Below are 25033 nucleotides of genomic sequence, written 5' to 3' on the forward strand. Positions count from 1 at the left end.
ACGCGTCAGTCGCGGTAGGCGTGTGTCTGGGTGGCCTTCACCGTGGCCCAGACGGTGGCGCCGGGGTGCAGGTCCAGGTCGGCGGCGGCGAGCGTGGTCAGGTCGGCGGCGAGGGGGAGTTCGCCGGTGAGGTCGGCGCGGATCTGGTCGCCGTGGGTCTCCAGACCGGCCACTTCGCAGCGCCAGACGTTGCGGGCGCTGGAGCCGGTGGGACGGTCCCGGTGCAGGGTGACGGCGCTGGGCGGGAAGGCGACGAAGACCGGCCCGGTCAGCTCCTCGGTGGTCGTGATCGCGGGCCCGTCGTCGAGCCGTACCGTGTGGCCCTCGGCCCGGCCCCGGTAGAGGTTGAGACCGACCAGGTGGGCGATGTAGTCCGTGCGCGGACGGCGGGCGATGTGGGAGGGGGTGCCCTCCTGGACGACGTGGCCGTCCTCGACGACGACGAGGCGGTCGGCGAGGACCATGGCGTCCAGCGGGTCGTGCGTGACCAGTACGGCGACGGCCTCGAAGTCGGCCAGATGGCGGCGGAGTTGGGCGCGGACGTCGAGGCGGGTGCGGGCGTCGAGGGCCGCGAGCGGTTCGTCGAGCAGCAGCAGCCGGGGGTGGGTGGCCAGGGCGCGGGCGAGGGCGACGCGCTGGGCCTGGCCGCCGGAGAGCCGGCGCGGTTTGGCGGCGGCGTGCCCGGCGAGACCCAGGCGCTCCAGCCAGGCGGCGGCCTGCGTCCGGGCCTGCGCCCTGGTCGCGCCCCGGCAGCGCGGCCCGAAGGCCACGTTGTCGAGCGCGGTCAGGTGCGGGAAGAGCAGGTAGTCCTGGAAGACGACCCCGACCGGCCGGGACTCCGGCGGCGTACGGTCCAACTCCGCGCCGTCGAGCCGCAGATGGCCCTCCGAGAGCGGGACGAGACCGGCGAGGGCACGCAGGGCGGTGGTCTTTCCGGCGCCGTTCGGGCCCAGCAGCGCGACGACGTCGCCGGGGGCCGCGGTCAGGGCCACGTCGAGGCGGAAGCCGCCCCGCTCGACGACGAGCCGCGCGTCGAGCCCCCCGTCGATTCCCTGGTCCCCGGCGGCCGTGCTCGTCCGTGCGGTGTTCTTCCCGGTGTCGTTCTTCCCGGTGTCGGTCATGAGGCGGTCATCCAGCGGTCGCGCAGTCCGGCGAGTACGGCGATGGACACGGCCAGCAGGACCAGGCTGAGGGCGACGGCCGCCTCCGGGTCGCTCTGCAGCGCGAGGTAGACCGCCAGCGGCATGGTCTGGGTGCGGCCGGGGAAGTTCCCGGCGAAGGTGATCGTCGCCCCGAACTCGCCGAGCGCCCGCGCCCAGGCCAGCACGGCACCGGCGGCGATCCCGGGCGCGATCAGCGGCAGCGTGACCCGCCGGAACGCGGTGAAGCGGGAGGCACCGAGGGTGGTGGCCGCCTCCTCGTAGCGGGGATCGGCGGCGCGCAGGGTGCCCTCGACGCTGATGACGAGGAACGGCATCGCCACGAACGCCTCCGCGAGGATCACACCGGTGGTGGTGAACGGCAGCGTGATCCCGAACCAGGAGTCCAGCCACTGCCCGACGACGCCGTTGCGGCCCAGCGCCATGAGCAGGGCGACACCGCCCACCACCGGCGGCAGCACCAGCGGCAACGTCACCAGGGCCCGGACCAGGCCACGCCCCGGAAACTCCACCCGGGCCAGCAGCCAGGCCAGCGGCACGCCGATCACCATGCTCACCAGGGTCGCCGCCGTGGCGCAGATCAGCGACAGGCGCAGCGCCTGCCACACCTCGGTACTGGTCAGCAGCTCGGGCATGCTCGCCCAGGGCGCCCGGATCAGCAGGGCGACGAGGGGGAGCACCAGGAACGCCAGGCCGATCAGCGCGGGCACGAGCAGCGGCAGGGGCGCACCGCCCCGGACCTGGCGACGCCGCCGCGGCCCGCCCGTGCGGGGGCCGGCCGGGGCACCGGTCTTGCGCGGGGTGGTCACGGCGCCGTGAACCCGGCCCCGGTCAGGACCTTCTGCCCTGCGGCGGACCGCACCAGCTCGATGAACGCCTGGCCGACGTCCGCGTTGGGGGCGTCCTTGAGCAGGGCGATCGGGTAGTCGTTGACGGCCTTCGCCGACTCGGGGAACTCCACGCCCGCCACCTTGTCACCGGCCGCCTTCACATCCGTCCGGTAGACGACCGCGGCGTCGGCCTCCTTGAGGACCACCTTGTTGAGCGCCGACTTCACGTCCTCCTCGTAGGAGACCGGGGTGAGTTCGAGACCGGCGGCGGTCAGCGCCTTCTGGGCGGCCGCGCCGCACGGCACCGCCTTGTCGCACAGCACGACCTTCAGACCGTCCCCGGTGAGGTCCTTCAGGGAGGTGACCTGGTCCGGGTTGCCGGGCAGGGTGGCGATCTCCAGCCGGTTGCGGACGAAGGTGGCCGGGGTCCCGGCGGCGGCATCCGCGTCCGTGACGACCTTCATCGTCCTGGGGCTGGCGGAGGCGAACACGTCGGCCGGTGCCCCGCTGGTGATGCCCGCGGCGAGCGAGTCGCTGCCGCCGAAGTTGAAGACGACCTCGGTGCCGGGGTGCTGCTTCTCGAACTCCTCGCCCAACTCGGTGAAGCTCTCCGTCAGCGAGGCCGCGGCGAAGACGTTCACGGTCCCGGACAGCCCGTCCGAACCGCCGCCCGCCGAGGAGGCACCGGAGCCGGAGCCGGAGTCGGAGCCGGAGTCGGAGGACGAGCAGGCGCTCAGGGCCACCAGCGCGGCGGCACCTGCGCCGGTCACCTGAAGCATCCGGCGAATCCGGCGCGCGGAACGGGTCATCACGAGTCCACTCCCGAGGGTCAGGGCAGGCAGGTCAGGGACGGAACATACGCCGAGCATACTGCCGCAGATGCAAGTCGAAAGTCTCCTGGCGCTTCGCATGAGCGGGGTCATTGATCCCGTCACCTTGCATGTGCGTTCATACGGCGCGTATGTGCGGCCGGGCTTGCCCGGTGCGCCCCCGACCAACGGGCCGACCGGGTCAGACCCGGTCGACGTGCACGTTCGTCGACTTCACCCGGGCGGTGGCCTCCACCCCGACCTCCAGCCCCAGCTCCTCCACGGCCTCCCGTGTGAGCAGCGAAACCAGCCGGTGCGGACCGGCCTGGATCTCCACCTGGGCCGCCACGTCGCCGAGCTTGATCGCGGTGACGATGCCGGGAAAGGCGTTGCGCACCGAGGTGTAGGAGGTGTCCTCCTCACCGCTCCCGCTCTGCGCGAGCTCCACGGAGAAGGCGGCCAGGTCCTTCCCGTCGATGAGCCGCTTCCCGGCCTCGTCGCGATGGGTCGCCACCCGGCCCGCGTCCGCCCACCGCCGGGCGGTGTCCGGGCTCACGCCGAGGAGCCGCGCCGCCTGGCCGATCGTGTAGGACTGCATGGCCGCCAAGATAGATCAGCGGCGGGCCGCCTGAGGAACGCGCGGTCCGGGAAACGGGCCACCGCTTGCGTCGATGACCTGCCCGGTGACCCGGCGCGCCGCGTCGACTCCGGTGCGGACCGGGCGCTCCCGGCCCCTGTCATCGACGCCAGAAGAGGTGGTGCGTCATGCCGCTCGGGCTGGGCACGACCTCCATGTGGTACCGGTCCAGCAGCTGCTCGGGCGAGTCCCAGAGGCGCAGCCCGGACCCGAGCGTCACCGGCGCGACGGCCACGTGCAGGGTGTCGACGAGACCGGCTTCGAGGAACTCCCGGACGGTGCTCACACCGCCACCGAGCCGGACGTCCTTGCCCTGCGCGGCCTCCCGCGCCTGCGCGAGCACGGTGGCGGGTTCGCCGTCCACGAAGTGGAACGTGGTGTCGGAGAGCGTGAACGAGGGACGCGCGTGGTGGGTCAGGACGAACACCGGCGTGTGGAACGGCGGCTCGTCGCCCCACCAGCCCTGCCACTCGTGGTCCTGCCACGGGCCGCGCTGGGGCCCGAACTTGTTGCGGCCCATGATCTCGGAGCCGATGTTGTGGCTGAAGTCCCGGGTGAAGTAGTCGTCCAGACCCCGGCTCCCCCCGGGCTCGGTGCGGTTGGGCCAGCTCGCCGTGGCGCCGGCCCAGGCGAAGAGCTGCCCCGGATCGACGGCGTGGCCGAAGGGCCGCTCCAGGCTCTGGTCCTCGCCGGCGGCGACACCGTCGCGGGAGACGGTGAAATTCTGTACGCGCAGCAGCTGATCCATGCGTTCCCTCATCAGGTCCTGTTGCTTCCGGGCGATGCGTCCTGCATCAAGATGTCGAACGGGACCCGACGGAATCGACAGCGGCGCGCGAGTTCTTCCGAAAGGCACGCCTTGCGCCAACCGGCCGCGCCAACGGTACGGAAGACACGGTCTGGCTGGTCCTCCTGCGACTGGCTGGAACAACCGGTCCTGGTCATGCCCGAATCGCGCACGATGATCAGGACCGCCGTCCGCGCTGTTGAGCCCGGGGTGACCGGTTCAGATGCGACTGAGGTCGATCTCCGCCGTGAAGGGGGCGGTGGCTTTGAGGACACCGGTGAACACGTCCCCCTCCCGGTAGGCCTTCGTCGCGGGGGCGAGGAGGTACGTGTAGACCAAAGGCAGGCCCGTCGCGGCCTGCTCGATGCGCCAGTAGAAGCCGATCCCGGCCTTGGCGTACTGGTCCACCTTCACGATCCGGTCGGTGGTCTCCGAACCCGGCGACACCACCTCGGCCACGAGCAGTACGTGCTCGGGCCGAGTGGGCGTGATGTCGATCGTGTCCGCCCGGCCGACACTTTCCACCGGCTTCGGCCGTTGCGAGTCCGCCGGCGGCGACGGGACCGACCTGACGAACGCCGTGGGGCCTGCCCGCCGGTGACTCCGACGGGCAGGCCCCACGGCTGGGTCGGGCGTGGGCGGCCAGCCGGCCCGCGACCAGGTCGGCGGTGCGCAGGGTGTAGGAGTTGATCAGGGGGCGCGGCGGCGGGATCGCGTGCTCGGGCCCCTATGGCCGCAGCAGCCCCGCCGTGGCTGCGCCAGTGCCCGGCTAGTTCCTGCGGCGCCTGTTGGCGAGGAAGAGTGTCGCGCCTCCCACCGCGGCGGCCCCTGCGGCGGCGAGGAGGAGCGGCCGGGTGCCGGCCGTGCCCGTCGCGGCGACCCCCGGCCTGGAGGGGGCAGGGGTCGGGCCTGCCGTAGGCGTGCCACTGGGTTCCGCCTTGTCCCCGACCTGGAGGGTGAGCGTGGCCGTATTGTCGTCCAGGTTCGCTTCCGTCCCCGGATACTCGGACCACACTCGGGCGGAAAGACGCAGGGTGTGGCCGCGCGCCTCGGGAACGACCGTGTAGCGGAGCGTCAGGGTGAACGTGCCGCCCGGGGCCACGGTCTCCTCGACGTTGCACCACTCGCCTACGTCGTCCCCTGGCAGGCAGCTGGCGTGGACGGTGCCTTCGTCGTGCCGTAGCCACAGGTCACGGCCAGGTGTGCTGGTGAGGAAGACGCTCATCGTGTCGGGGACCCGGCCGTGATTGGTCACCAAGAGCCGCGCGGTGACCTGCCCTCCGGGCTGGGCGGATGTGCGGGACTCGGACCACTGCGCGGTCCAGTCGGCGCCCGGTTTCACGAGTACGGTCAGGCCGGCGGTGTTGTCCTGCGGGTGTACGTCCACCGCGTCACCGATGTCGGCGGTCTCCGTGATCGTCAGACGGGTCCCCTCAGGCACCCCGGCCGCGGCCCTGACCCGCACCTTCGCCTCCCCGAACTCGTAGTCGGGCTGGGCGGTATGGCATCTGACCTCACGCGAGTCGGCGGACGTCGCCGTGCAGAGTGGCGGGCCACCGCCGGTCGTCTCCGGGCTCTGAGGCACGAACGTCAAGCCCTCGGGCAGGTGCACCAGGAAATAGAGGGGTTTGACCGAGCCCGTCTTCATCCTCACGCGCGCGACGATGTCGACGGTGTTGCCGGGCGCCACCTGCGGGTGGTGGGACTGCAGCGCCACGGCGGCGTCCACCGGGCCCGTGTCGGCCCGCGCCGCCACCGGCCCGAGCGCCATCAGAGCCCCGGCAAGGCCACCAACCACCGCGACTGTCCGAATGAGTCCCCGTCTCCGGCCCATCGTGCTGCCTCCTCGCACTGCTGCGGTGATCAGCGTTCACGAGGAAGACGCCCGGAGGGCGCCGGAAGTTGTGCGCAGCCGGCCCTCGCAGACGGGACCGCGCGTCCGCGGGCCCGCTCGCTCAGGGCGGCCGGTTCGGCCTGTGGTCCGACGGGGACGAGCAACTGAGTCGTCCCTCGTCTTCCGGGCCCGTTCCGCGGGCGGTGCGGTGGTGGCCGGCCAGGATCCGCGACGTCCGCGTCCGCGCCTGCGCGTGTGCTGCCTCCGGTGACAGCTCCTCCCCCTTCGTGAAGGCGTCCGTGAAGACCGCCGCCCCCAGCGCGGCGGTCGCCGCGGCGGTGGTGCGGCCGACGTCCAGATGCTCCGCGGCCGTGGCGGCGCGGGCGGCGGACGCGGCGCCGAACAGGAGCGCGCACCTGCTGCCCGCCACCGAACCGTCCGGCGTCCCGCGTGCGCAGCGACCGGCGCGGGTACGGGAGGTACTCGCGGCCACCGGTGCGGCACTGGAATCACGCCTGCCGCGCTGACGGCCCGCTGGGCCGACCGACCGGCCCTGCCGACCGGTCACGCCAACCGGCAGGGCCGGCCCGCAGACTTACTCCCGGCGTGAGCCACAGTCGGTACCCCGGCGCTGTCCTCACCGCCCGCCGGCGCACCCCCGCACTCGGCCGTGGCCGCTCATCGTGGTGCCGGTCGCGATCAGCCGCCACCGGAGGGGGCATTGGTCCAGGCTTGGAAGTGACGGCGCTTCTTCGGCGACCGCGAGGCCGCCGCCGTCGCCACCTTCGGTGTGACCTCCGCTCAGGCCCTCTCCGGCGTCGTGGGACCGCTCATCGAGGTGCCCGTCCTGATCGGTCTGGTCTACGTGTCCCTGGCCTGGCGCAAGAACGCTGGCGGGACGGACCAGCAGGGCCGTCGGCGGCTGCCACGACTGTGGAGCCGCCGCCTGCCACGACCACACACTCGTGGCGCACCGGACCGCGCGCCGGGGACCGCTCGGGCAGTGCGACGAGGTGACCGGCCGGCCGTGTGCGTCGGCTTGCCGCTCCGGGGCGGAGCGCGCAGCCTGGGCGTTGTGACCCTCTCCCATGGCACGCTGGCGCACCGGCTCATCGCCGACCATCTCGTCGACGGGAGGATGGAGCCGGGCGGCGAGATCGGACTGCGGATCGACCAGACGCTCACCCAGGACGCCACCGGCACCCTGGTGATGCAGGAACTCGAGGCCCTCGGCCTGGACCGCGTCCGTACCGAGGTCAGCGTCCAGTACGTCGACCACAACCTGCTCCAGGCGGACGAGCGGAACGCCGAGGACCACGCCTTCCTGCGTTCCGCGTGCCGTCGTTTCGGTATCTGGTACTCCAAGCCGGGCAACGGCGTTTCTCACCCCAGCCACATGCAGTACTTCGGTGTCCCCGGCAGGACGCTGGCCGGGTCCGACTCGCACACCTGTGCCGCGGGGGCGCTCGGCATGCTCGCCCTGGGCACCGGCGGCCTGGAGGTCGCGCTCGCGATGGCCGGACGGCCCCTGCACGTGACCATGCCGGAGATCTGGGGCATCCGTCTGACCGGCAGGCTGCCGGAGTGGGTGAGCGCCAAGGACGTGGTGCTGGAGCTGCTGCGGCGGCACGGCGTCAAGGGCGCGGTCAACCGGATCCTGGAGTACCACGGCCCGGGACTCGAAGAGTTGACGGCCATGGACAGGCACGTGATCGCCAACATGGGCGCCGAGCTCGGCGCGACCACCTCCGTCTTCCCCTCCGACGCCGCGGTACGCGCCTTTCTGCGCGCCGAGGACCGCGAGGCCGACTTCCGCGAACTGGCCGCCGAGCCGGACGCCGTCTACGACCGCACCGACGAGATCGACCTCTCCACGCTCGAGCCGCTCATCGCCCGTCCCAGCTCGCCCGGCAACGTCGTGCCGGTGCGCACGGTGGCGGGTGAACCCATCGGGCAGGCCGTCATCGGCTCCTCCGCCAACCCGGGACTGCGCGACTTCGCCGTCGCCGCCGCCATCGTCGCCCGCCGCCAGACCCACCCCGCCGTCAGCTTCGACATCAACCCCACCTCCCGCGAGATCCTCGCCGACCTGACCAGGACCGGCTCGACCTTCGACCTGATCAGTGCCGGGGCCCGTATCCACCAGGCCGGCTGCCTGGGCTGCATCGGCATGGGACAGGCCCCGGCGGCCGGCCGCAACAGCCTGCGCACCTTCCCGCGCAACTTCCCCGGCCGCTCAGGCACCGAGGACGACGCGGTGTGGCTGTGCTCCCCGGAGACCGCCGCCACCTCCGCACTCACCGGCGAGATCACCGACCCCCGGGACTGGGCGGACCGGGAAGGCATGCCGTATCCGCGGTTGCGCCTGCCCGAGCACGCGTCGGTCAACCGCTCGATGCTCGAGCCCCCGCTGCCGCCCGAGCAGGCCGCGCGCGTCGAACTCGAACGGGGCCCCAACATCTCCGGCCTCCCCGACTTCGACCCGCTGCCCGACCTGCTGGAGGGGCCGGTCCTGCTCAAGTGCGGAGACGACGTCTCCACCGACGAGATCTCCCCGGCCGGCGCGAAGGCGCTGCCGTACCGTTCGAACATCCCCAGGCTCGCCGAGTTCACCTTCACCCGGCTCGACCCGGACTACCCGCGGCGCGCCGCCGAGCTGGCCGACGACAGCGGGAACGACGGCGGGAACGACGGCGGCCCGGGCCGGCACTTCGTCGTCGGCGGGGAGAACTACGGCCAGGGCTCCTCCCGCGAGCACGCCGCCATCACCCCGCGTCACCTGGGGCTGCGCGCCGTGATCGCCAAGTCCTACGCCCGTATCCACTGGCAGAACCTGGCCAACTTCGGCGTTCTGGCGCTCGAGTTCGATCAGGCGGCCGACTACGACCGCATCGACGCCGGCGACCGGCTACGGCTGGAGAACCTGCACGCCGCGCTCGCCCCCGGAGCCGAACCCCGCCTGCGGCTGCGCAACACCACCAAGGACGAGACCTACCGGGTCCGCCACCACCTCTCCGACGGCCGCCGCCGCACCGTACTCGCCGGAGGAACGATCGCGGCCCTCGCCCGCGAGGAGTAGCGGCGCCCGGAGACGTCGCGGCCGGCATCCCCGGGACGGTGCCTGCATGAGCTGCTCGGCGAGGGGCACACCGTGAACATGGAAGAGGCGCCTGTGATCGTGCAGCCGCCGGGCCCCGACGGCGGCAGGCGGGTCGCGATCCGCGGTGAGTACGTCGGCACCGCGTATCACCTGCTCGACGTGGTCGAGTTTCTGCGGCGGGCGGGCCTGCCCGAGTCCGACACGACGCTCGACGACCCCGAGCTGATCGAGTGGCGTGGTGGCGGGCCGGAGGCCTGGGCGTCAGGCGAGTGACGTCCTGGTAGCCATCGCCATCCTGACGTGCGGGTCGTGCGGGACGTGCGGCGTAGGGCGGGCTCGACGTGCCCGGTGTCTCTTTGTCACCACCCGGTTCCGCAGCGTGGGAGGAAGGGAGCGAACGTGGCACGGGTCCTCGTGAAGGATGACGACCTCGCAGTGCGCCTCTCATGGTGGGAGAAGGCCGCCGCACACCGTGGAAGTGTGCGCGTGCCGCTGGCGGACGTGTGCCGGGTGACAGTGGAATCCGAGTGGTGGCGTGCCCTGCGCGGAGTCGCGCTGCACGGCGTGTGGATTCCCGACGTGCTGAGCATCGGCACGCGCGGCCACATCGGCGGACAGGACTTCGTGGCGCTACGGCCCGGCAGGCCCGTGGTGTGCGTGGAACTGCGGCCCACGGCTCCCTTCGGACTCCTGGCTGTCTCGGTCCGGGGCGACGCGCAGGCCACGGCGGAACGGCTGCGGGCTTCGGCACCGGACATCGACGCGTCCACCCCCTGGCGGCAGCCGCTTCCCGTCGCCGAGGAGACAATGGATTCCTGGAGAGAGCTGGACATGTACCGAAACCACTGAGTGAGCGGTGTTGCCGCTGCCGCTGCGACGGGGCGCCTTCGCGCTGGAACCGCTTCCCGCCGGCTCGGCGCCCTCTGGGCCTGCGACGCCGCCCGCGCTGTCGCCGAACTCCTCGACGCACCAGGACGATCCGCGTGCGATCAGCCGCAAGGGTGCGGACGCGGCGATGACGGGCGTGGCCGTGCGGGGCTACCGGACTGCCAGCAGTTGCCCCATCGCCGCGAGCACCGACGGCTCGACCCGGTAGTAGACCCAGGTGCCGCGCCGCTCGGAGGTCAGCAGGCCGGCTTCCTTGAGCTTCTTGAGGTGGTGGGAGACGGTCGGCTGGGAGACGCCGACGTCGGAGATGTCGCACACGCATGCCTCGCCGCCCTCGTGCGAGGCGACGGCCGAGAAGAGACGCAGCCGTACCGGGTCCCCGAGCGCCTTGAACATGCGCGCCGTCCGCTCGGCCTCCTCGGCGGTGAAGGGGCGCTCGCTCAACGGCGGGCAGCACGGCACCACCGTGGCGTCGGGGGCCTCGGGGTCCAGGAGCGGCAGTGCCTTGACGTTCGACATACATCTATGTTGACACATGTCGAACCAGGGTGCGTCCACGTGTGCCATGGTTCGCACCTCCCGGTTTCGATGAATGTCTATCTTGACGTTCATCGAAACAAGTGCCATGCTGGCGGCGCAAGCCATCGACGAATATCAAAGCAAGGGAACCGAAAATGGCCGCCGCGACAACGCCTGCCGGGCCCGGGTCCAGCGCCGCAGTGCACAGGGCGTCGGCATCGCACGCCACCCTCTGCTGAGCCGTCCACCGCTCCGACCCCGCCCACCCGAGCAACGAACCGAAGGAAGCACCGCCATGGAGAAGCAGAACCTGCCCGTCGTGGTCGTCGGAGCCGGCCCGGTCGGCCTGGCCGCCGCCGCACACCTCGTGGAGCGCGGCATCGAGCCGCTGGTGCTGGAGGCCGGCGCATCGGCCGCGACGGCCGTACGGGACTGGGCGCACGTCCGCCTGTTCTCGCCCTGGGCCGAGGTCACCGACCCCGCCGCCGAGAAGCTGCTCGCTCCCACCGGCTGGCTCCGCCCCGACGGGACGACGTACCCGACCGGCGGCGACTGGGCCGAGCGGTACCTCCAGCCGCTCGCCGACGTCCTCGGCGACAAGGTCCGCTACGGAGCCACCGTCACCGGCGTGGCCCGCGCCGGCCGGGACCGGATCGTCGACTCCGGCCGCGAGGAGCAGCCCTTCACCGTGCACATCGAGACGGCGGACGGCGCCGAGGAGCGGCTCACCGCCCGCGCCGTCATCGACGCCTCCGGCACCTGGTCCGTGCCCAGCCCGATGGGTGCGAACGGAATCCCCGCCCTCGGCGAGAAGTCCGCCTCCGACCACATCACCTACCGCGTCCCCGACCTGACGAACCCCGCCGTCCGAGCCCGCTACGCCGGCAAGCGCACGGCGGTCGTCGGCTCCGGCGCCTCCGCCTTCACCGCCCTCGCCCTGCTCGCCGACCTGGCGGGGGCGGAGGCGGAGACGCACGCGGTCTGGATCCTGCGCCGGGGCATCGGCGACGCCACGTACGGCGGCGGCGAGGCCGACCAGCTCCCGGCCCGCGGCGCCCTCGGCCTGCGCGCCAAGGCGGCGGTGGAGCAGGGGCACGCGAGCGCCGTCACCGGATTCCGTACGGAAGCGGTCGAGCGGGACGGCGACCGGCTGGTCCTGGTCGCCGAGGACGGCCGCCGCCTGGATCCGGTCGACGAGGTCATCGTCCTGACCGGCTTCCGCCCCGACCTCGCCTTCCTCTCCGAGCTGCGTCTCGCCCTCGACGAACGCCTCCAGGCCCCGACCGCGCTGGCCCCGCTGATCGACCCGAACGTCCACTCCTGCGGCACGGTCTACCCGCACGGCGTGCAGGAGCTGTCCCACCCGGAGCAGGACGTCTACCTGGTCGGCATGAAGTCCTACGGCCGCGCCCCCACCTTCCTCGCCATGACCGGTTACGAGCAGGTCCGCTCCGTCACCGCCGCCCTGGCCGGCGACCACGAGGCCGCCGAGCGCGTGGAACTGACCTTGCCGGAGACCGGCGTGTGCGGCGGCGCCGGCCTGTTCGACGAGCCCGACGCCGCGCAGAGCAACGAGGGCGGCGGCTGCTGCGCGGCCCCGGCCACGCTGCAGATCGGCATCGGCGCCCCGGCCTCCGCCGGCGGCTGCTGAAACTCCACTCCCATTCCTGGAGGTTCACGCGGAGGGCACGTCACCCTCGAGTTGGACTAGACAACAAACAACCCCCGGGTCGATGACCCGGGGGTTCGTGTTGGAGCGGGTGACGAGAATCGAACTCGCACTCTCAGCTTGGGAAGCTGATGTTCTACCACTAAACTACACCCGCGTAAGACGCCGACCACGGTCGGTGCCTGGACGCTCGCTCACTCTACCTCATGCCCGGCCCCCGGTGTTCGCGCCGTGGGGCCGGTGGTCGTTTCGGGGTGGGCGTGCGGCTGCGGGGGCCCTGGGTCGGGGCGTACGGTGGGGGCCTCGCAGAGGGTGTGCGTGAGGGCGGAGTGCCGCCTGGAGAGTCGTCTCTTTCATCCCGTACTGTGGCTTTTGTCGTCAGGGTAGTAAGCCAGACGCGGCTCTTGGGGAAGGGACTTGAAGGACTTGATGGAGCGCACCGTCGTCCGCTGTGCCGATGGGCACGTGTTCACCGCCACCTCGTTCCCGATGCAGCAGGCCGATCGACTCGGCCCCGGTCGGCTCGTCCGATGTCCGCGGTGTGCGCGGTTGCGGAGTGCCGTACCCGTGGGTGCGGAGAAGCGGTAGCACAGACGCAGAGCGGTTCGGGCGCGCGGCGCGGCGGCGGTTGTCGCTGCTCCGCGCGTCTTGCGTATCCTCGGTGCGTGCTTCTCTCAGACAAGGACATCCGGGCCGAGATCGACAACGGGCGGGTGCGGATCGATCCGTTCGACGACTCCATGGTGCAGCCGTCGAGCATCGACGTGCGTCTCGACCGCTACTTCCGGGTGTTCGAGAATCACCGGTACCCGCACATCGACCCCTCCGTCGAGCAGGTGGATCTGACCCGGCTCGTGGAGCCGGAGGGCGACGAGCCGTTCATCCTGCATCCCGGCGAGTTCGTGCTGGCCAGTACGTACGAGGTCATCTCGCTGCCGGACGATCTCGCCTCGCGGCTGGAGGGGAAGAGTTCGCTCGGGCGGCTCGGGCTGGTCACGCACTCCACCGCCGGGTTCATCGACCCGGGGTTCTCCGGGCACGTGACGCTGGAGCTCAGCAATCTCGCGACCCTCCCCATCAAGCTGTGGCCGGGGATGAAGATCGGGCAGCTGTGCATGTTCCGGCTCACCTCGCCGGCCGAGCACCCGTACGGGAGCGAGCGCTACGGGTCCCGTTACCAGGGCCAGCGGGGGCCGACCGCCTCCCGGTCCTTCCTCAATTTCCATCGGACCCAGGTATGAGCAGCGGTATGAGCGGCAAGAACGCAGGCGGGACACGCGCATGAGTGATGTTCGGGAGAATCTGACCTACGAGCAGTTCGGCGTCGCCGTGCGCGAGCTGGCGCAGGCCGTCGCCGACGACGGGTACGAGCCGGACATAGTGCTGTCCATCGCCCGCGGGGGCGTCTTCGTCGCCGGTGGGCTGGCGTACGCGCTGGACTGCAAGAACATCCACCTCGTGAACGTGGAGTTCTACACCGGGGTCGGGACCACCCTCGACATGCCCGTCATGCTCGCGCCGGTCCCGAACGTCATCGACTTCTCCGACAAGAAGGTCCTGATCACCGACGACGTCGCCGACACCGGCAAGACGCTCAAGCTGGTGCGGGACTTCTGCCTCGACACGGTCGCCGAGGTCCGCAGCGCGGTGATCTATGAGAAGTCCCACTCGCTCGTCCAGTGCGAGTACGTGTGGAAGCGGACCGATGACTGGATCAACTTCCCGTGGAGCGTTCAGCCGCCCGTCGTACGGCGGCAGGGACAGGTGCTCGACGCCTGACCCGAGGACCGACGGACCGACGGACCGACGGACTGACGGGCTGACGGACAGCGGCGACGCGAAGGGCCCCGGCGTGACGTACACGCCGGGGCCCTTTCCGTATGCCTGCGACTAGAACGTGCCCAGCTTCACGATCGACAGCAGTGCGATCAGCTGGATCGCGGACGCGCCCAGCGCCTTCGGCCAGGGCAGGTCGTGGGAGCGGCTGACCATCAGGGTGAGGAGGGCGCCCGCCGCGACCCAGGTGGCCCAGCCGAGGATCTGGACGAAGGGCGCGTCGCCGCCGGCGAACATCGCGACGACCAGGCGCGGGGCGTCCGTGAGGGACATGATCAGCATGGAGAGGCCGACCGTGGGCTGCCAGGCGCCGTCGCCGCCGAGCTGGCGGGCCAGGGTGTGGGTGACCACGCCCAGGACGAAGGCGCTCAGCACCAGCGCCACGGCCGTGGTCAGGACGATCGGGATCGCGTTGGAGAGGGTGGCGTTGATGGCCTCCTCGCGGGCGCCGTCGAAGCCGAAGACCGCCAGCAGGCCGTAGAGGAAGGTCACGATGAGCGCCGGGGCCCACATCGCGTAGTCCCGCATCTGGAGGAAGGTCTGGTTGGGCGCGAGGATCACGCCCTTCAGGAGGTCCTTCCAGTGCAGGCGGGGGCCGACCGGGCCGGGGGCCGGGGCGGAGCCGGCGCGGTAGGTGTCGCCCTGGTTGTAGGGGTCGTCGACCGTGAACGCCTGGGTGTGGCCCGGGTTGTTGGCCGCGTACGGGTCGTACGGAGCCTGCTGGGGGTGACCGCCGGGGCCGCCCTGTCCGTAGCCGCCGTCGCCGAAGTACTCCGGCTCGCCGTGCCCGCCCTGTCCGGGGTGACCGCCGCCGGGTGCCTGGGGCCACGGGGATCCGCCCGGGGCCCGGCCCGGTCCGGGGGCGCCACCTCCGTACGGCGGCTGCGGGTACGGCTGCTGAGGCGTCGCCGGGCCGCCGTACGGCGGTCCCTGGGGCGCCTGCTGTCCGTACGGGGGGCGTTGCGGTCGCGCGTTTGGAGCGCCGTTGTCCCGGCCGCGTCCGATCCTGAATCCAGCCACGCCTTCGAACGTACCTGGTCCCGGAGAGTGACGTGCGGGGCCCGGCCATTCGGGGGGCCCTTTGCTGCCGAGCTGTGACATCCCTTACGGGTGCTCCCCGAGGCGTCCCCGAGGCCCGACCGGCGCACCCGATGGGTCCGTCCGCCGGTCCCCTACGGGGTCAGGAGCGGGGTCAGGAAGGGGTCATGAACGGGTCAGGAACTGCGCCGTCGAGAACGTGACCGCGGGCCGTGCCGTCACCAGGTCCTTCGCCGCGCCCCGGTGGACCTCCACGGAGTCCTTCGTGTCGCCCTGGGAGGTGCGCAGCACGAGGTCCGCCAGGCCGTCGCCGTCGAAGTCGCCGGCCGCCAGCACCCGCGTCGTGCCCGTCGCCGCGGGCCGCACCGTGACCGCGCCCCGAGTTGTGGGGCCCGTCTCGCGGCCGGGGTACACCCGTACTCCGGAGCCGCTGGAGACCAGCTCGCTCAGGCCGTCGCCGTCGAAGTCGGCGGCGTCGAGCGTCGAACCGGGGGTGTCGATGGTGCCGCGGGTCGCGGTGGGCAGGTCGTAGCGCAGCGCGGTGCCGTCCGGGGTGCCCACCGCCGCGTCCAGCGCCTTGCCCTTGCCGAAGGCGCCCAGGGCGATGTCGACGCCGGCGGGGAGGGTGGCTCCGGTGCGGGCCGGGCCGTCGGGGCCGCCCAGGACGACGGCCGCCCTGCCGGGGCCCGCGGAGACGCGGACGACGAGGTCGTCGTACCCGTCGCGGTTCACGTCGGCGGCGGGGCCGGCCGGCGCCTCGCCGGGGGACGGGACGGCCGCGCCGGCCCGGCGGGGGGCGCCCTTGCGGGTGAAGGGGCCGCGCAGATGGCTGAGGCGGCCGGCGGAGGCGTGGACGACCAGGTCCTGGGCGCCGTCGCCGTCGAAGTCGCCGCACACCGGGCGCTCGGGCCAGTCGTTGCCGTAGCGGGCCTTGTCGGGGATGGTCAGCGGGACCGCGCGGCCGGTCGGTCCCGACGGGGAGCCGAAGAGGAGCTGGAGCGGGACCGGGGGGCGGCCCTGGCCGTCGTAGGGCGGGTCGGTGGTGACCACCAGGTCGGTGAAGCCGTCGCCGTCGAGGTCGCAGCTCGCCTCCGCCTCGAAGACGGCCGGCAACTGGCCGTCGGTCGGCGCCGCGTACTTCTTCGGCGTGAGCAACTGCCGGGCTCCCGGCACCAGTCCGCGGGGTGAGCCGTAGACGATGCCGATGCCCGCGTCGTCCGTGTGGGTCTCCGCCGTGACCAGGTTGTCGAGGACCAGGTCGCGGTGGCCGTCGCCGTTGAAGTCGTCGGGCACGTCGCTGCCCTTGCCCTGCGGGACGGGGAGCAGGGCGGGGGCCTGGGCGGCGCGTACGGGGGTGGGCGCGGCGGCGTCCTCGGCCGCGGGAGCCGGTCCGTGGCCGCAGGCGGCGAGCAGCAGCAGGCAGCCGACGGCGGCCGGGCTCGTCAGGGTGCTTCTTCGCAGGCGCCGCACCGTTCACCTCGTCCGTATCAACCCGTACCACCAGCACCGACAACGACCGGGTAATCATGCACGCGTTCGACATACGGCGACACCCCCGGGTTCGGACGGAACCCGGGGGTGTCGGTCGAGCGGGTGAGCGGCGGCTACTTCACCGGCTCCGGCGTGGGCTCGGTCTCCGGCTCCGGCTCGCCGGTCGGGTCGGCCGGGGTCCTGACGGAGTCCAGCAGGAGCTGGGCGACGTCGACGACCTGGATGGACTCCTTCGCCTTGCCGTCGTTCTTCTTGCCGTTCACGGAGTCCGTCAGCATGACGAGGCAGAAGGGGCAGGCGGTCGAGACGATGTCGGGGTTGACCGAGAGGGCCTCGTCGACGCGCTCGTTGTTGATGCGCTTGCCGATCCGCTCCTCCATCCACATCCGCGCGCCGCCGGCGCCGCAGCAGAAGCCGCGCTCCTTGTGGCGGTGCATCTCCTCGTTCCGGACGCCCGGGACGGCGGCGATGATCTCGCGCGGCGGGGTGTAGATCTTGTTGTGGCGGCCCAGGTAGCACGGGTCGTGGTAGGTGATGATGCCCTCGACCGGGGTGACCGGGAGCAGCTTGCCCTCGTCGACCAGGTGCTGGAGCAGCTGGGTGTGGTGGATGACCTCGTAGTCGCCGCCGAGCTGCGGGTACTCGTTGCCGAGGGTGTTGAGGCAGTGCGGACAGGTGGCGACGATCTTCTTCGCCGACTTGGGCTTCGCCGACTCGGGCACCACCTTGCCGTCCTCGTCCATCTCCTCGCCGAAGGCGGCGTTGAGGGACATGACGTTCTCCATGCCGAGCTCCTGGAACAGGGGCTCGTTGCCGAGGCGGCGGGCGGAGTCGCCGGTGCACTTCTCGTCGCCGCCCATGATCGCGAACTTGACGCCCGCGATGTGGAGCAGCTCGGCGAAGGCCTTGGTGGTCTTCTTGGCGCGGTCCTCCAGGGCGCCGGCGCAGCCGACCCAGTACAGGTACTCGACCTCGGTGAGGTCCTCGATGTCCTTGCCGACGACCGGGACCTCGAAGTCCAGCTCCTTGAGCCACTCCAGGCGCTGCTTCTTCGCCAGGCCCCAGGGGTTGCCCTTCTTCTCCAGGTTCTTGAGCATCGTGCCCGCCTCGGACGGGAACGCCGACTCGATCATGACCTGGTAGCGGCGCATGTCGACGATGTGGTCGACGTGCTCGATGTCGACGGGGCACTGCTCGACGCAGGCGCCGCAGGTGGTGCAGGACCACAGGACGTCCGGGTCGATGACGCCCTGCTCCTCGAGGGTGCCGATCAGCGGGCGCTCGGCCTCCGCCAGCGCGGCGGCCGGGACACCGGCGAGCTGCTCGGCGGACGCCTTCTCCTCGCCCTCCATCGTCTTGCCGCCGCCGGCCAGCAGGTAGGGGGCCTTGGCGTGCGCGTGGTCGCGCAGGGACATGATCAGGAGCTTGGGGGAGAGCGGCTTTCCGGTGTTCCAGGCGGGGCACTGCGACTGGCAGCGGCCGCACTCGGTGCACGTGGAGAAGTCCAGCAGGCCCTTCCACGAGAACTGCTCGACCTGGGAGACGCCGAAGACGTCGTCGTCGCCGGGGTCGGTGAAGTCGATCGGCTTGCCGCCCGAGGTCATCGGGAGCAGCGGGCCGAGGGCGGTGCCGCCCTTCGCGTCGCGCTTGAACCAGATGTTCGGGAAGGCCAGGAAGCGGTGCCAGGCCACGCCCATGTCGGTCTTCAGGGCGACCGTGATCATCCAGATGAAGGAGGTCGCGATCTTCAGCCCGGCGAAGAAGTAGACGAGGTTCTGGAGGGTGGAGAGGTCGATGTCCCGGAGCGCGGAGACGACCGGGTACGAGATGAAGAACGACGCCTCGTAGCCGTCCACGTGGTGGAGGGCGCCCTCCAGCGCGTGCAGCATGAAGATGCAGACGCCGACGATGAGGATGACGGCCTCGACGAAGTAGGCCTGGCCGAAGTTGGAGCCGGCGAAGCGGGACTTGCGGCCCGGCTTGCGCGGGTGGGACAGCTGCCGGATGCCGATGAGCACCAGGATGCCGAGCACCGTCATCGTGCCGATGAACTCGACGAAGACGTTGTACGGCGCCCAGTCGCCGATGACCGGCAGGATCCAGTCGGCCTGGAAGAGCTGGCCGACGGCGTTGACGATGGTCAGCAGCAGGGAGAAGAAGCCCACCGCGACGAACCAGTGCGCCACGCCGACGATGCCCCAGCGGTTCATCCGGGTGTGGCCGAGGAACTCCCTGACCACGGTGACGGTGCGGTCCACGGGGTCGTTGGTCCGCGTTCCGGCCGGCACCGGCTGGCCCAGCCGCAGATAGGTGAAGATCTGCAGGACGGCGCGGCCGAACAGTGCGACGCCGACCACGATCAGGACCAGCGACACGATGATCGCGGCGAGTTGCATTTGGGGCTCCTCGGGCCTGCGAGGTTACGAGGGGGGCGGTGGGATTCGGTGGTACTCGGTATTACTAAGCGGTAACTTATTCAGTCCGTCTGAGACTACCCCCATCCTCCGCCGCACTGTAGTCGGACGTGCGGTGATCTGCGTCGCTGAGGCCACCCTGACCCCGGCGGGCGCGAGAGGAGTCACCCGCGCCTCTCGGGGCAACCGGAGTCCCGGGTGGGGCGTCCTTTCGGGTGGCGATTTTTCCGGTTCGTCAGGCCGTGAGTGGCGAGAACGCGCAGGTCAGCGCGTCGTTGCGTGTAAGGAACGGATAAGAGTTGAGTCGGCTCGACTCACCTCTGTTGACCCATCGCCGGGCGTCATGCACACTTGAGCCTGTTCCACTCAAGTCAGCTGGAGGTTATTCACCATGGCACGTGCGGTCGGCATCGACCTGGGCACGACTAACTCCGTCGTCAGCGTTCTGGAGGGCGGCGAGCCCACCGTCATCACCAACGCCGAGGGCGCCAGGACCACGCCGTCCGTCGTCGCCTTCGCCAAGAACGGTGAGGTGCTCGTCGGCGAGGTGGCCAAGCGCCAGGCGGTCACGAACGTCGACAGGACCATCCGCTCGGTCAAGCGCCACATGGGCACCGACTGGAAGGTCAACCTGGACGGCAAGGACTTCAACCCGCAGCAGATCAGCGCCTTCGTGCTGCAGAAGCTGAAGCGGGACGCCGAGTCCTACCTGGGCGAGAAGGTGACCGACGCGGTCATCACCGTCCCGGCGTACTTCAACGACGCCGAGCGCCAGGCCACCAAGGAGGCCGGTGAGATCGCGGGCCTCAACGTCCTGCGCATCGTCAACGAGCCGACCGCCGCCGCGCTGGCGTACGGCCTCGACAAGGACGAGCAGGTCATCCTGGTCTTCGACCTCGGTGGCGGTACGTTCGACGTCTCGCTGCTGGAGATCGGCGACGGCGTCGTCGAGGTGAAGGCCACCAACGGTGACAACAACCTCGGTGGTGACGACTGGGACCAGCGCGTCGTCGACTACCTGGTCAAGCAGTTCCAGTCCGGCCACGGCGTGGACCTCGGCAAGGACAAGATGGCGCTCCAGCGCCTGCGCGAGGCCGCCGAGAAGGCCAAGATCGAGCTGTCCTCGTCCACCGAGACCTCGATCAACCTCCCCTACATCACGGCCTCCGCCGAGGGCCCGCTGCACCTGGACGAGAAGCTCACCCGGGCCCAGTTCCAGCAGCTGACCTCCGACCTGCTGGAGCGCTGCAAGACGCCGTTCCACAACGTCATCAAGGACGCCGGCATCCAGCTGTCCGAGATCGACCACGTCGTTCTCGTCGGCGGCTCCACCCGGATGCCCGCCGTCGCCGAGCTCGTCAAGGAGCTGACCGGCGGCAAGGACGCCAACAAGGGCGTCAACCCGGACGAGGTCGTCGCCATCGGCGCCGCCCTTCAGGCCGGTGTCCTCAAGGGCGAGGTCAAGGACGTCCTGCTGCTCGACGTCACCCCGCTGTCCCTCGGCATCGAGACCAAGGGCGGCATCATGACCAAGCTGATCGAGCGGAACACGACGATCCCGACCAAGCGCTCGGAGATCTTCACCACCGCCGAGGACAACCAGCCCTCCGTGCAGATCCAGGTCTACCAGGGCGAGCGCGAGATCGCGGCGTACAACAAGAAGCTCGGGATGTTCGAGCTGACCGGTCTGCCCCCGGCGCCCCGCGGCGTCCCGCAGATCGAGGTCGCCTTCGACATCGACGCCAACGGCATCATGCACGTGACCGCGAAGGACCTGGGCACGGGCAAGGAGCAGAAGATGACCGTCACCGGCGGCTCCTCGCTGCCGAAGGACGAGGTCGACCGGATGCGCCAGGAGGCCGAGAAGTACGCGGAGGAGGACCACGCCCGCCGCGAGGCCGCCGAGTCCCGCAACCAGGGCGAGCAGCTCGTCTACCAGACGGAGAAGTTCCTCAAGGACAACGAGGACAAGGTCCCCGGCGAGGTGAAGACCGAGGTCGAGGAGTCCGTCGCCGAGCTGAAGGAGAAGCTCAAGGGCGAGGACACCGCCGAGATCCGCACCGCCACCGAGAAGGTCGCCGCGGTCTCGCAGAAGCTGGGCCAGGCCATGTACGCCGACGCCCAGGCCGCGCAGGCCGCCGGCGGCGAGGCCCCGGGTGCCGACGCGGGTGCCGCCTCCGGCGACAAGGCCGACGACGACGTCGTCGACGCCGAGATCGTGGACGACGAGCGCAAGGACGGTGCCGCGTGACGGAGGAGACCCCGGGTTTCGACGAGAAGCCCGACGTCCCCTCCGGCGCCACCCCTGACGACGCCGAGCCGCAGGCCGCCTCCGAAGAGGGGGCGGCCCCGGCCGGGGACGCGAGCGAGAACGCGGGCCTGGTGGCCCAGCTGGACCAGGTGCGCACCGCGCTGAGCGAGCGCACGGCGGACCTCCAGCGCCTCCAGGCCGAATACCAGAACTACCGCCGCCGGGTGGAGCGGGACCGCGTCGCGGTCAAGGAGGTCGCCGTCGCGAACCTCCTGTCCGAGCTGCTTCCCGTACTCGACGACGTCGGGCGCGCCCGGGAGCACGGCGAACTGGTCGGCGGCTTCAAGTCCGTCGCGGAGTCGCTGGAGACGGTCATCGCCAAGATGGGCCTCCAGCAGTTCGGCAAGGAGGGCGAGCCCTTCGACCCGACGATCCACGAGGCCCTGATGCACTCCTACGCACCGGACGTCACCGAGACGACCTGCGTGGCGATCCTGCAGCCCGGGTACCGGATCGGCGAACGCACCATCCGCCCCGCGCGGGTGGCGGTCGCCGAGCCGCAGCCGGGCGCCCAGACGGTCAAGCCGGCCGAGGACGCCACCGAGGCGCCGGACGCCTCCGGCGCGGAGGACAACGCCGGGACCAAGGAGAGCGGTGGCCCGGACGAGGGCTGAGCTCGAAGTGACGCACAGGGCGCGAGAGGAGGGACGTCGGGGATGAGCACGAAGGACTTCATCGAGAAGGACTACTACAAGGTTCTCGGCGTCCCCAAGGACGCCACCGAGGCCGAGATCAAGAAGGCGTACCGGAAGCTCGCCCGCGAGAACCACCCGGACGCCAACAAGGGAAACGTCAAGGCGGAGGAGCGCTTCAAGGAGATCTCCGAGGCCAACGACATCCTCGGTGACCCCAAGAAGCGCAAGGAGTACGACGAGGCCCGCGCCCTCTTCGGCAACGGCGGCTTCCGCCCGGGGCCGGGCGCGGGCGGCGGCGGCACCTTCAACTTCGACCTGGGCGACCTCTTCGGAGGCGGCGCCCAGGGCGGGGGAGGCCAGGGCGGCGCCGGCGGCTTCGGCGGCGGCCTGGGCGACGTCTTCGGCGGCCTGTTCAACCGCACCGGCGGCGGACCGGGCACCGGCACGCGTACGCAGCCGCGGCGCGGGCAGGACATCGAGTCCGAGGTCACCCTGAGCTTCACCGAGGCCATCGAGGGCGCGACCGTGCCGCTCAGGATGTCCTCGCAGGCGCCCTGCAAGGCCTGTTCGGGCACCGGCGACAAGAACGGCACGCCGCGCGTGTGCCCGACCTGCGTCGGCACCGGCCAGGTCGCCCGGGGCTCGGGCGGCGGTTTCTCCCTCACCGACCCGTGCCCGGACTGCAAGGGCCGCGGCCTGATCGCCGAGGACCCCTGCGAGGTCTGCAAGGGTTCCGGACGCGCCAAGTCCTCGCGGACGATGCAGGTCCGTATCCCCGCCGGGGTCTCGGACGGGCAGCGCATCCGGCTGCGCGGCAAGGGCACGCCGGGCGAGCGGGGCGGCCCGGCGGGCGACCTGTACGTGGTCGTGCACGTCAAGGAACACCCCGTCTTCGGCCGCAGGGGCGACAACCTCACCGTCACCGTCCCGGTCACCTACGCCGAGGCGGCCCTCGGCGGCGAGGTCCGCGTCCCGACCCTGGGCGGTCCGCCCGTCACGCTCAAGCTGCCGGCGGGCACGCCCAACGGCCGCACCATGCGGGCCCGGGGCAAGGGCGCGGTCCGCAAGGACGGCACCCGCGGCGACCTCCTGGTCACCGTGGAGGTGAGTGTTCCGAAGGATCTGACGGGGAAGGCTCGTGACGCGCTTCAGGCGTATCGCGAGGCGACCGCGGACGAGGATCCGCGGGCGGAGTTGTTCCAGGCCGCGAAGGGAGCTTGACGGGAATGGACGGTCGTCGACGCAACCCGTACGAACTGACCGAGGACACCCCGGTCTACGTCATCTCGGTGGCGGCCCAGCTCTCCGGCCTGCACCCGCAGACGCTGCGGCAGTACGACCGCCTCGGCCTGGTCTCCCCGGACCGCACGGCCGGCCGCGGCCGGCGCTACTCGGCCCGCGACATCGAACTGCTCCGGCAGGTCCAGCAGTTGTCGCAGGACGAGGGCATCAACCTGGCCGGAATCAAGCGCATCATCGAACTGGAGAACCAGGTCGCCGAGCTCCAGGCCCGCGCGGCCGAGCTGGCCGCCGCCCTCGACGGCGCGGCCACGGCGATGCGCCAGCGCGAGGCCGCGGTGCACGCGTCGTACCGCCGTGACCTGGTCCCTTACCAAGAGGTACAGCAGACCAGCGCCTTGGTGGTCTGGCGGCCGGGGCGCCGCGGCCAGTCCTCGGACTGATCCCGACCGGCAGCCGGCACAAGGGAAAACGGCATCACCGGCCCCGGAGGACCACCGCGTCCTCCGGGGCCGGTTCACAACGGTGCTGTCTCATTGGTCTAGTACTTCTTGACGATTTGGTGAAGAGAGCGTTGGCTTCCTTCACCGGGGTCACCTGGGTCACCTGGATACCAACTACGCCCGTGTGTCGGAAGGTCTAGCGCAGTGAGCAGCCGTGCCCGTCGAATCGCCATATCCGTGGCCGCGTCCCTGATGACCTTCTCGCTGGCCTCCTGCGGCATGCTGGGCGCGTCGGAGAGCAGCGACGACGCCAGCCCCACCAAGGGCAACGACCTCCTGGTCGGGCTGCTGCTGCCGGAGAAGGAGAACACGCGCTACGAGCAGTTCGACTACCCCTTCTTCAAGAAGAAGGTCGGCGAGCTGACGCGTGACGAGGGCATCGTCAAGTACGCCAACGCCGAGGCCAGCGCCACCAAGCAGGCCGATCAGATGCAGCAGATGATCGAGGACAAGGTCGACGTGATCGTGCTGGACGCGGTCGACGCGCACGCCATCGCGGACGGCGTGCAGAAGGCCAAGGACGCCGGCATCCCCGTCATCGCCTACGACCGGCTGGCCGAGGGCCCGATCGACGCCTACATCTCCTTCGACAACGAGCTGGTCGGCGAGGTCCAGGGCCGCTCGCTCATCGAGGCGCTCGGCGGCGACCCGGAGAGCTCCGAGAAGATCGTCATGATGAACGGCTCGTCCACCGACCCGAACGCCAAGCAGTTCAAGGCGGGCGCGCTGTCGGAGCTGAACGGCAAGGTGACGATCGCCCAGTCCTTCGACACCAAGGACTGGAAGCCGGAGAACGCCGAGGCGAACATGACCGAGGCGATCAAGAAGATCGGCAAGAAGAACATCGCCGGCGTCTACTCCGCCAACGACGGCATGGCGGGCGGCATCATCAAGGCCCTGGAGGACGCGGGCGTCACCGACCTGCCGCCGATCACCGGCCAGGACGCGGAGCTCGCGGCGGTCCAGCGCATCGTCACCGGCGAGCAGTACATGAGCGTGTACAAGTCCTACCCGCAGGAGGCCGAGAACGCCGCGGAGATGGCCGTGGCGCGGGTCCAGGGCCGGGACATCCAGTTCGACGCGCTCGCCCGCGACAAGGTCGACAGCCCCACCCACAAGGGCGTCCCCGCCCAGCTCGTCCCCGTCGTCGCCCTCACCAAGGCCAACATCGAGGAGACGGTCGTCGCCGACGACTTCTACAAGGTCACCGACATCTGCACCGCCAAGTACGCGGACGCGTGCGCGGAGCTCGGTCTGAAGTAGACAGCCCGCATGACCGCCCGGTTCCACTGTGACCGGGCGTTGTGCCCGCAACCGGCTCTTTTCGGCCTCC

General features: G+C 71.0%; 22 protein-coding genes, 1 tRNA gene and 1 pseudogene. 11 read left to right on the forward strand and 13 right to left on the reverse strand.

Going from position 1 to position 25033, the window contains the following annotated elements:
- Positions 1-5: 5 nt before the first annotated feature.
- The 8 genes and pseudogenes from ACZ7MF_RS27990 to ACZ7MF_RS28025 all read right to left on the reverse strand — a co-directional run bounded on the left by ACZ7MF_RS27990 (position 6) and on the right by ACZ7MF_RS28025 (position 6487).
- Positions 6-1121 carry an ABC transporter ATP-binding protein gene (locus tag ACZ7MF_RS27990; RefSeq protein WP_471480745.1) on the reverse strand — a complete coding sequence of 372 codons (1116 nt, stop codon included), beginning with the start codon at positions 1119-1121 and terminating at the stop codon, positions 6-8.
- A complete protein-coding gene (locus ACZ7MF_RS27995) occupies positions 1118-1969 on the reverse strand; it encodes an ABC transporter permease (RefSeq protein WP_471480747.1) in 852 nt (283 codons plus the stop codon). The genes ACZ7MF_RS27990 and ACZ7MF_RS27995 overlap by 4 nt, the downstream gene beginning before the upstream one ends.
- Positions 1966-2799: a molybdate ABC transporter substrate-binding protein gene (modA, locus tag ACZ7MF_RS28000; RefSeq protein WP_471480748.1), complete on the reverse strand. Its 834-nt coding sequence runs from the start codon at positions 2797-2799 to the stop codon at positions 1966-1968. Before modA ends, ACZ7MF_RS27995 begins: the two co-directional genes overlap by 4 nt.
- A gap of 202 nt (positions 2800-3001) precedes the next feature.
- Positions 3002-3397: a TOBE domain-containing protein gene (locus tag ACZ7MF_RS28005; RefSeq protein WP_115742907.1), complete on the reverse strand. Its 396-nt coding sequence runs from the start codon at positions 3395-3397 to the stop codon at positions 3002-3004.
- Between the two features lie 139 nt (positions 3398-3536).
- Positions 3537-4184, reverse strand: a complete 648-nt coding sequence (locus tag ACZ7MF_RS28010; RefSeq protein WP_471480751.1) for a dihydrofolate reductase family protein — start codon at positions 4182-4184, stop codon at positions 3537-3539.
- Positions 4185-4442: 258 nt separating this feature from the next.
- Positions 4443-4814: pseudogene (locus ACZ7MF_RS28015) on the reverse strand (Uma2 family endonuclease); the annotation flags it as partial.
- Between the two features lie 178 nt (positions 4815-4992).
- Complete coding sequence (locus tag ACZ7MF_RS28020) at positions 4993-5994, reverse strand: COG1361 family protein (protein WP_471480752.1); 1002 nt, start codon at positions 5992-5994, stop codon at positions 4993-4995.
- A gap of 184 nt (positions 5995-6178) precedes the next feature.
- The gene (locus ACZ7MF_RS28025; RefSeq protein WP_471480754.1) at positions 6179-6487 is read right to left on the reverse strand and encodes a hypothetical protein; all 309 of its coding nucleotides are present in this window, start codon (positions 6485-6487) and stop codon (positions 6179-6181) included.
- 645 nt (positions 6488-7132) lie between these two features.
- On the opposite strand from ACZ7MF_RS28025, the gene ACZ7MF_RS28030 reads away from it, so the two are divergent.
- The 3 genes from ACZ7MF_RS28030 to ACZ7MF_RS28040 all read left to right on the forward strand — a co-directional run bounded on the left by ACZ7MF_RS28030 (position 7133) and on the right by ACZ7MF_RS28040 (position 10006).
- The gene (locus tag ACZ7MF_RS28030; protein ID WP_471480756.1) at positions 7133-9136 is read left to right on the forward strand and encodes an aconitate hydratase; all 2004 of its coding nucleotides are present in this window, start codon (positions 7133-7135) and stop codon (positions 9134-9136) included.
- A 78-nt stretch (positions 9137-9214) separates the two neighbouring features.
- On the forward strand, positions 9215-9430 hold the full coding sequence (locus ACZ7MF_RS28035) for a hypothetical protein (protein WP_471480758.1): 216 nt from the start codon (positions 9215-9217) through the stop codon (positions 9428-9430).
- 207 nt (positions 9431-9637) lie between these two features.
- Positions 9638-10006 (forward strand): hypothetical protein, encoded by a 369-nt coding sequence (locus tag ACZ7MF_RS28040; protein WP_471480759.1) that lies wholly within the window; start codon positions 9638-9640, stop codon positions 10004-10006.
- A gap of 189 nt (positions 10007-10195) precedes the next feature.
- Here ACZ7MF_RS28040 and ACZ7MF_RS28045 read toward each other — a convergent pair whose 3' ends face one another.
- A complete protein-coding gene (locus ACZ7MF_RS28045) occupies positions 10196-10564 on the reverse strand; it encodes an ArsR/SmtB family transcription factor (RefSeq protein WP_471480761.1) in 369 nt (122 codons plus the stop codon).
- A 295-nt stretch (positions 10565-10859) separates the two neighbouring features.
- On the opposite strand from ACZ7MF_RS28045, the gene ACZ7MF_RS28050 reads away from it, so the two are divergent.
- Positions 10860-12215, forward strand: coding sequence for an NAD(P)-binding domain-containing protein (locus ACZ7MF_RS28050; RefSeq protein ID WP_471480763.1), 1356 nt, complete (start codon positions 10860-10862; stop codon positions 12213-12215).
- A gap of 101 nt (positions 12216-12316) precedes the next feature.
- On the opposite strand, the gene ACZ7MF_RS28055 is transcribed toward ACZ7MF_RS28050, so the two are convergent.
- Positions 12317-12390, reverse strand: a tRNA-Gly gene (locus ACZ7MF_RS28055).
- Between the two features lie 508 nt (positions 12391-12898).
- Between ACZ7MF_RS28055 and dcd the strand changes: the two genes are divergently transcribed.
- Both dcd and ACZ7MF_RS28065 read left to right on the forward strand, forming a co-directional pair.
- On the forward strand, positions 12899-13474 hold the full coding sequence (gene dcd / locus ACZ7MF_RS28060) for a dCTP deaminase (protein ID WP_356867422.1): 576 nt from the start codon (positions 12899-12901) through the stop codon (positions 13472-13474).
- Positions 13475-13514: 40 nt separating this feature from the next.
- Complete coding sequence (locus tag ACZ7MF_RS28065; protein ID WP_003975262.1) at positions 13515-14012, forward strand: phosphoribosyltransferase; 498 nt, start codon at positions 13515-13517, stop codon at positions 14010-14012.
- 111 nt (positions 14013-14123) lie between these two features.
- Here the strand turns inward: ACZ7MF_RS28065 and ACZ7MF_RS28070 are convergent, their stop codons facing one another.
- From ACZ7MF_RS28070 to ACZ7MF_RS28080, 3 genes are all read right to left on the reverse strand, one after another.
- Entirely contained in the window at positions 14124-15170 is a 1047-nt protein-coding gene (locus tag ACZ7MF_RS28070; protein WP_471480765.1) for a Yip1 family protein, read from the reverse strand.
- 102 nt (positions 15171-15272) lie between these two features.
- Positions 15273-16577, reverse strand: a complete 1305-nt coding sequence (locus tag ACZ7MF_RS28075; protein WP_471480767.1) for an FG-GAP repeat domain-containing protein — start codon at positions 16575-16577, stop codon at positions 15273-15275.
- A gap of 134 nt (positions 16578-16711) precedes the next feature.
- Positions 16712-18994 (reverse strand): (Fe-S)-binding protein, encoded by a 2283-nt coding sequence (locus ACZ7MF_RS28080; protein ID WP_471480769.1) that lies wholly within the window; start codon positions 18992-18994, stop codon positions 16712-16714.
- 409 nt (positions 18995-19403) lie between these two features.
- Between ACZ7MF_RS28080 and dnaK the strand changes: the two genes are divergently transcribed.
- From dnaK to ACZ7MF_RS28105, 5 genes are all read left to right on the forward strand, one after another.
- A complete protein-coding gene (dnaK, locus tag ACZ7MF_RS28085) occupies positions 19404-21263 on the forward strand; it encodes a molecular chaperone DnaK (RefSeq protein WP_356868458.1) in 1860 nt (619 codons plus the stop codon).
- On the forward strand, positions 21260-21937 hold the full coding sequence (grpE, locus tag ACZ7MF_RS28090) for a nucleotide exchange factor GrpE (protein WP_471480771.1): 678 nt from the start codon (positions 21260-21262) through the stop codon (positions 21935-21937). The genes dnaK and grpE overlap by 4 nt, the downstream gene beginning before the upstream one ends.
- A gap of 42 nt (positions 21938-21979) precedes the next feature.
- Positions 21980-23179, forward strand: a complete 1200-nt coding sequence (dnaJ, locus tag ACZ7MF_RS28095) for a molecular chaperone DnaJ (RefSeq protein WP_471480773.1) — start codon at positions 21980-21982, stop codon at positions 23177-23179.
- A 5-nt stretch (positions 23180-23184) separates the two neighbouring features.
- Positions 23185-23640: a heat shock protein transcriptional repressor HspR gene (locus tag ACZ7MF_RS28100; RefSeq protein ID WP_109029321.1), complete on the forward strand. Its 456-nt coding sequence runs from the start codon at positions 23185-23187 to the stop codon at positions 23638-23640.
- A 204-nt stretch (positions 23641-23844) separates the two neighbouring features.
- Positions 23845-24963 (forward strand): substrate-binding domain-containing protein, encoded by a 1119-nt coding sequence (locus ACZ7MF_RS28105; protein ID WP_471480775.1) that lies wholly within the window; start codon positions 23845-23847, stop codon positions 24961-24963.
- Positions 24964-25033: the final 70 nt, after the last annotated feature.

The sequence above is a fragment of the Streptomyces sp. NPDC111628 genome (assembly GCF_055635195.1).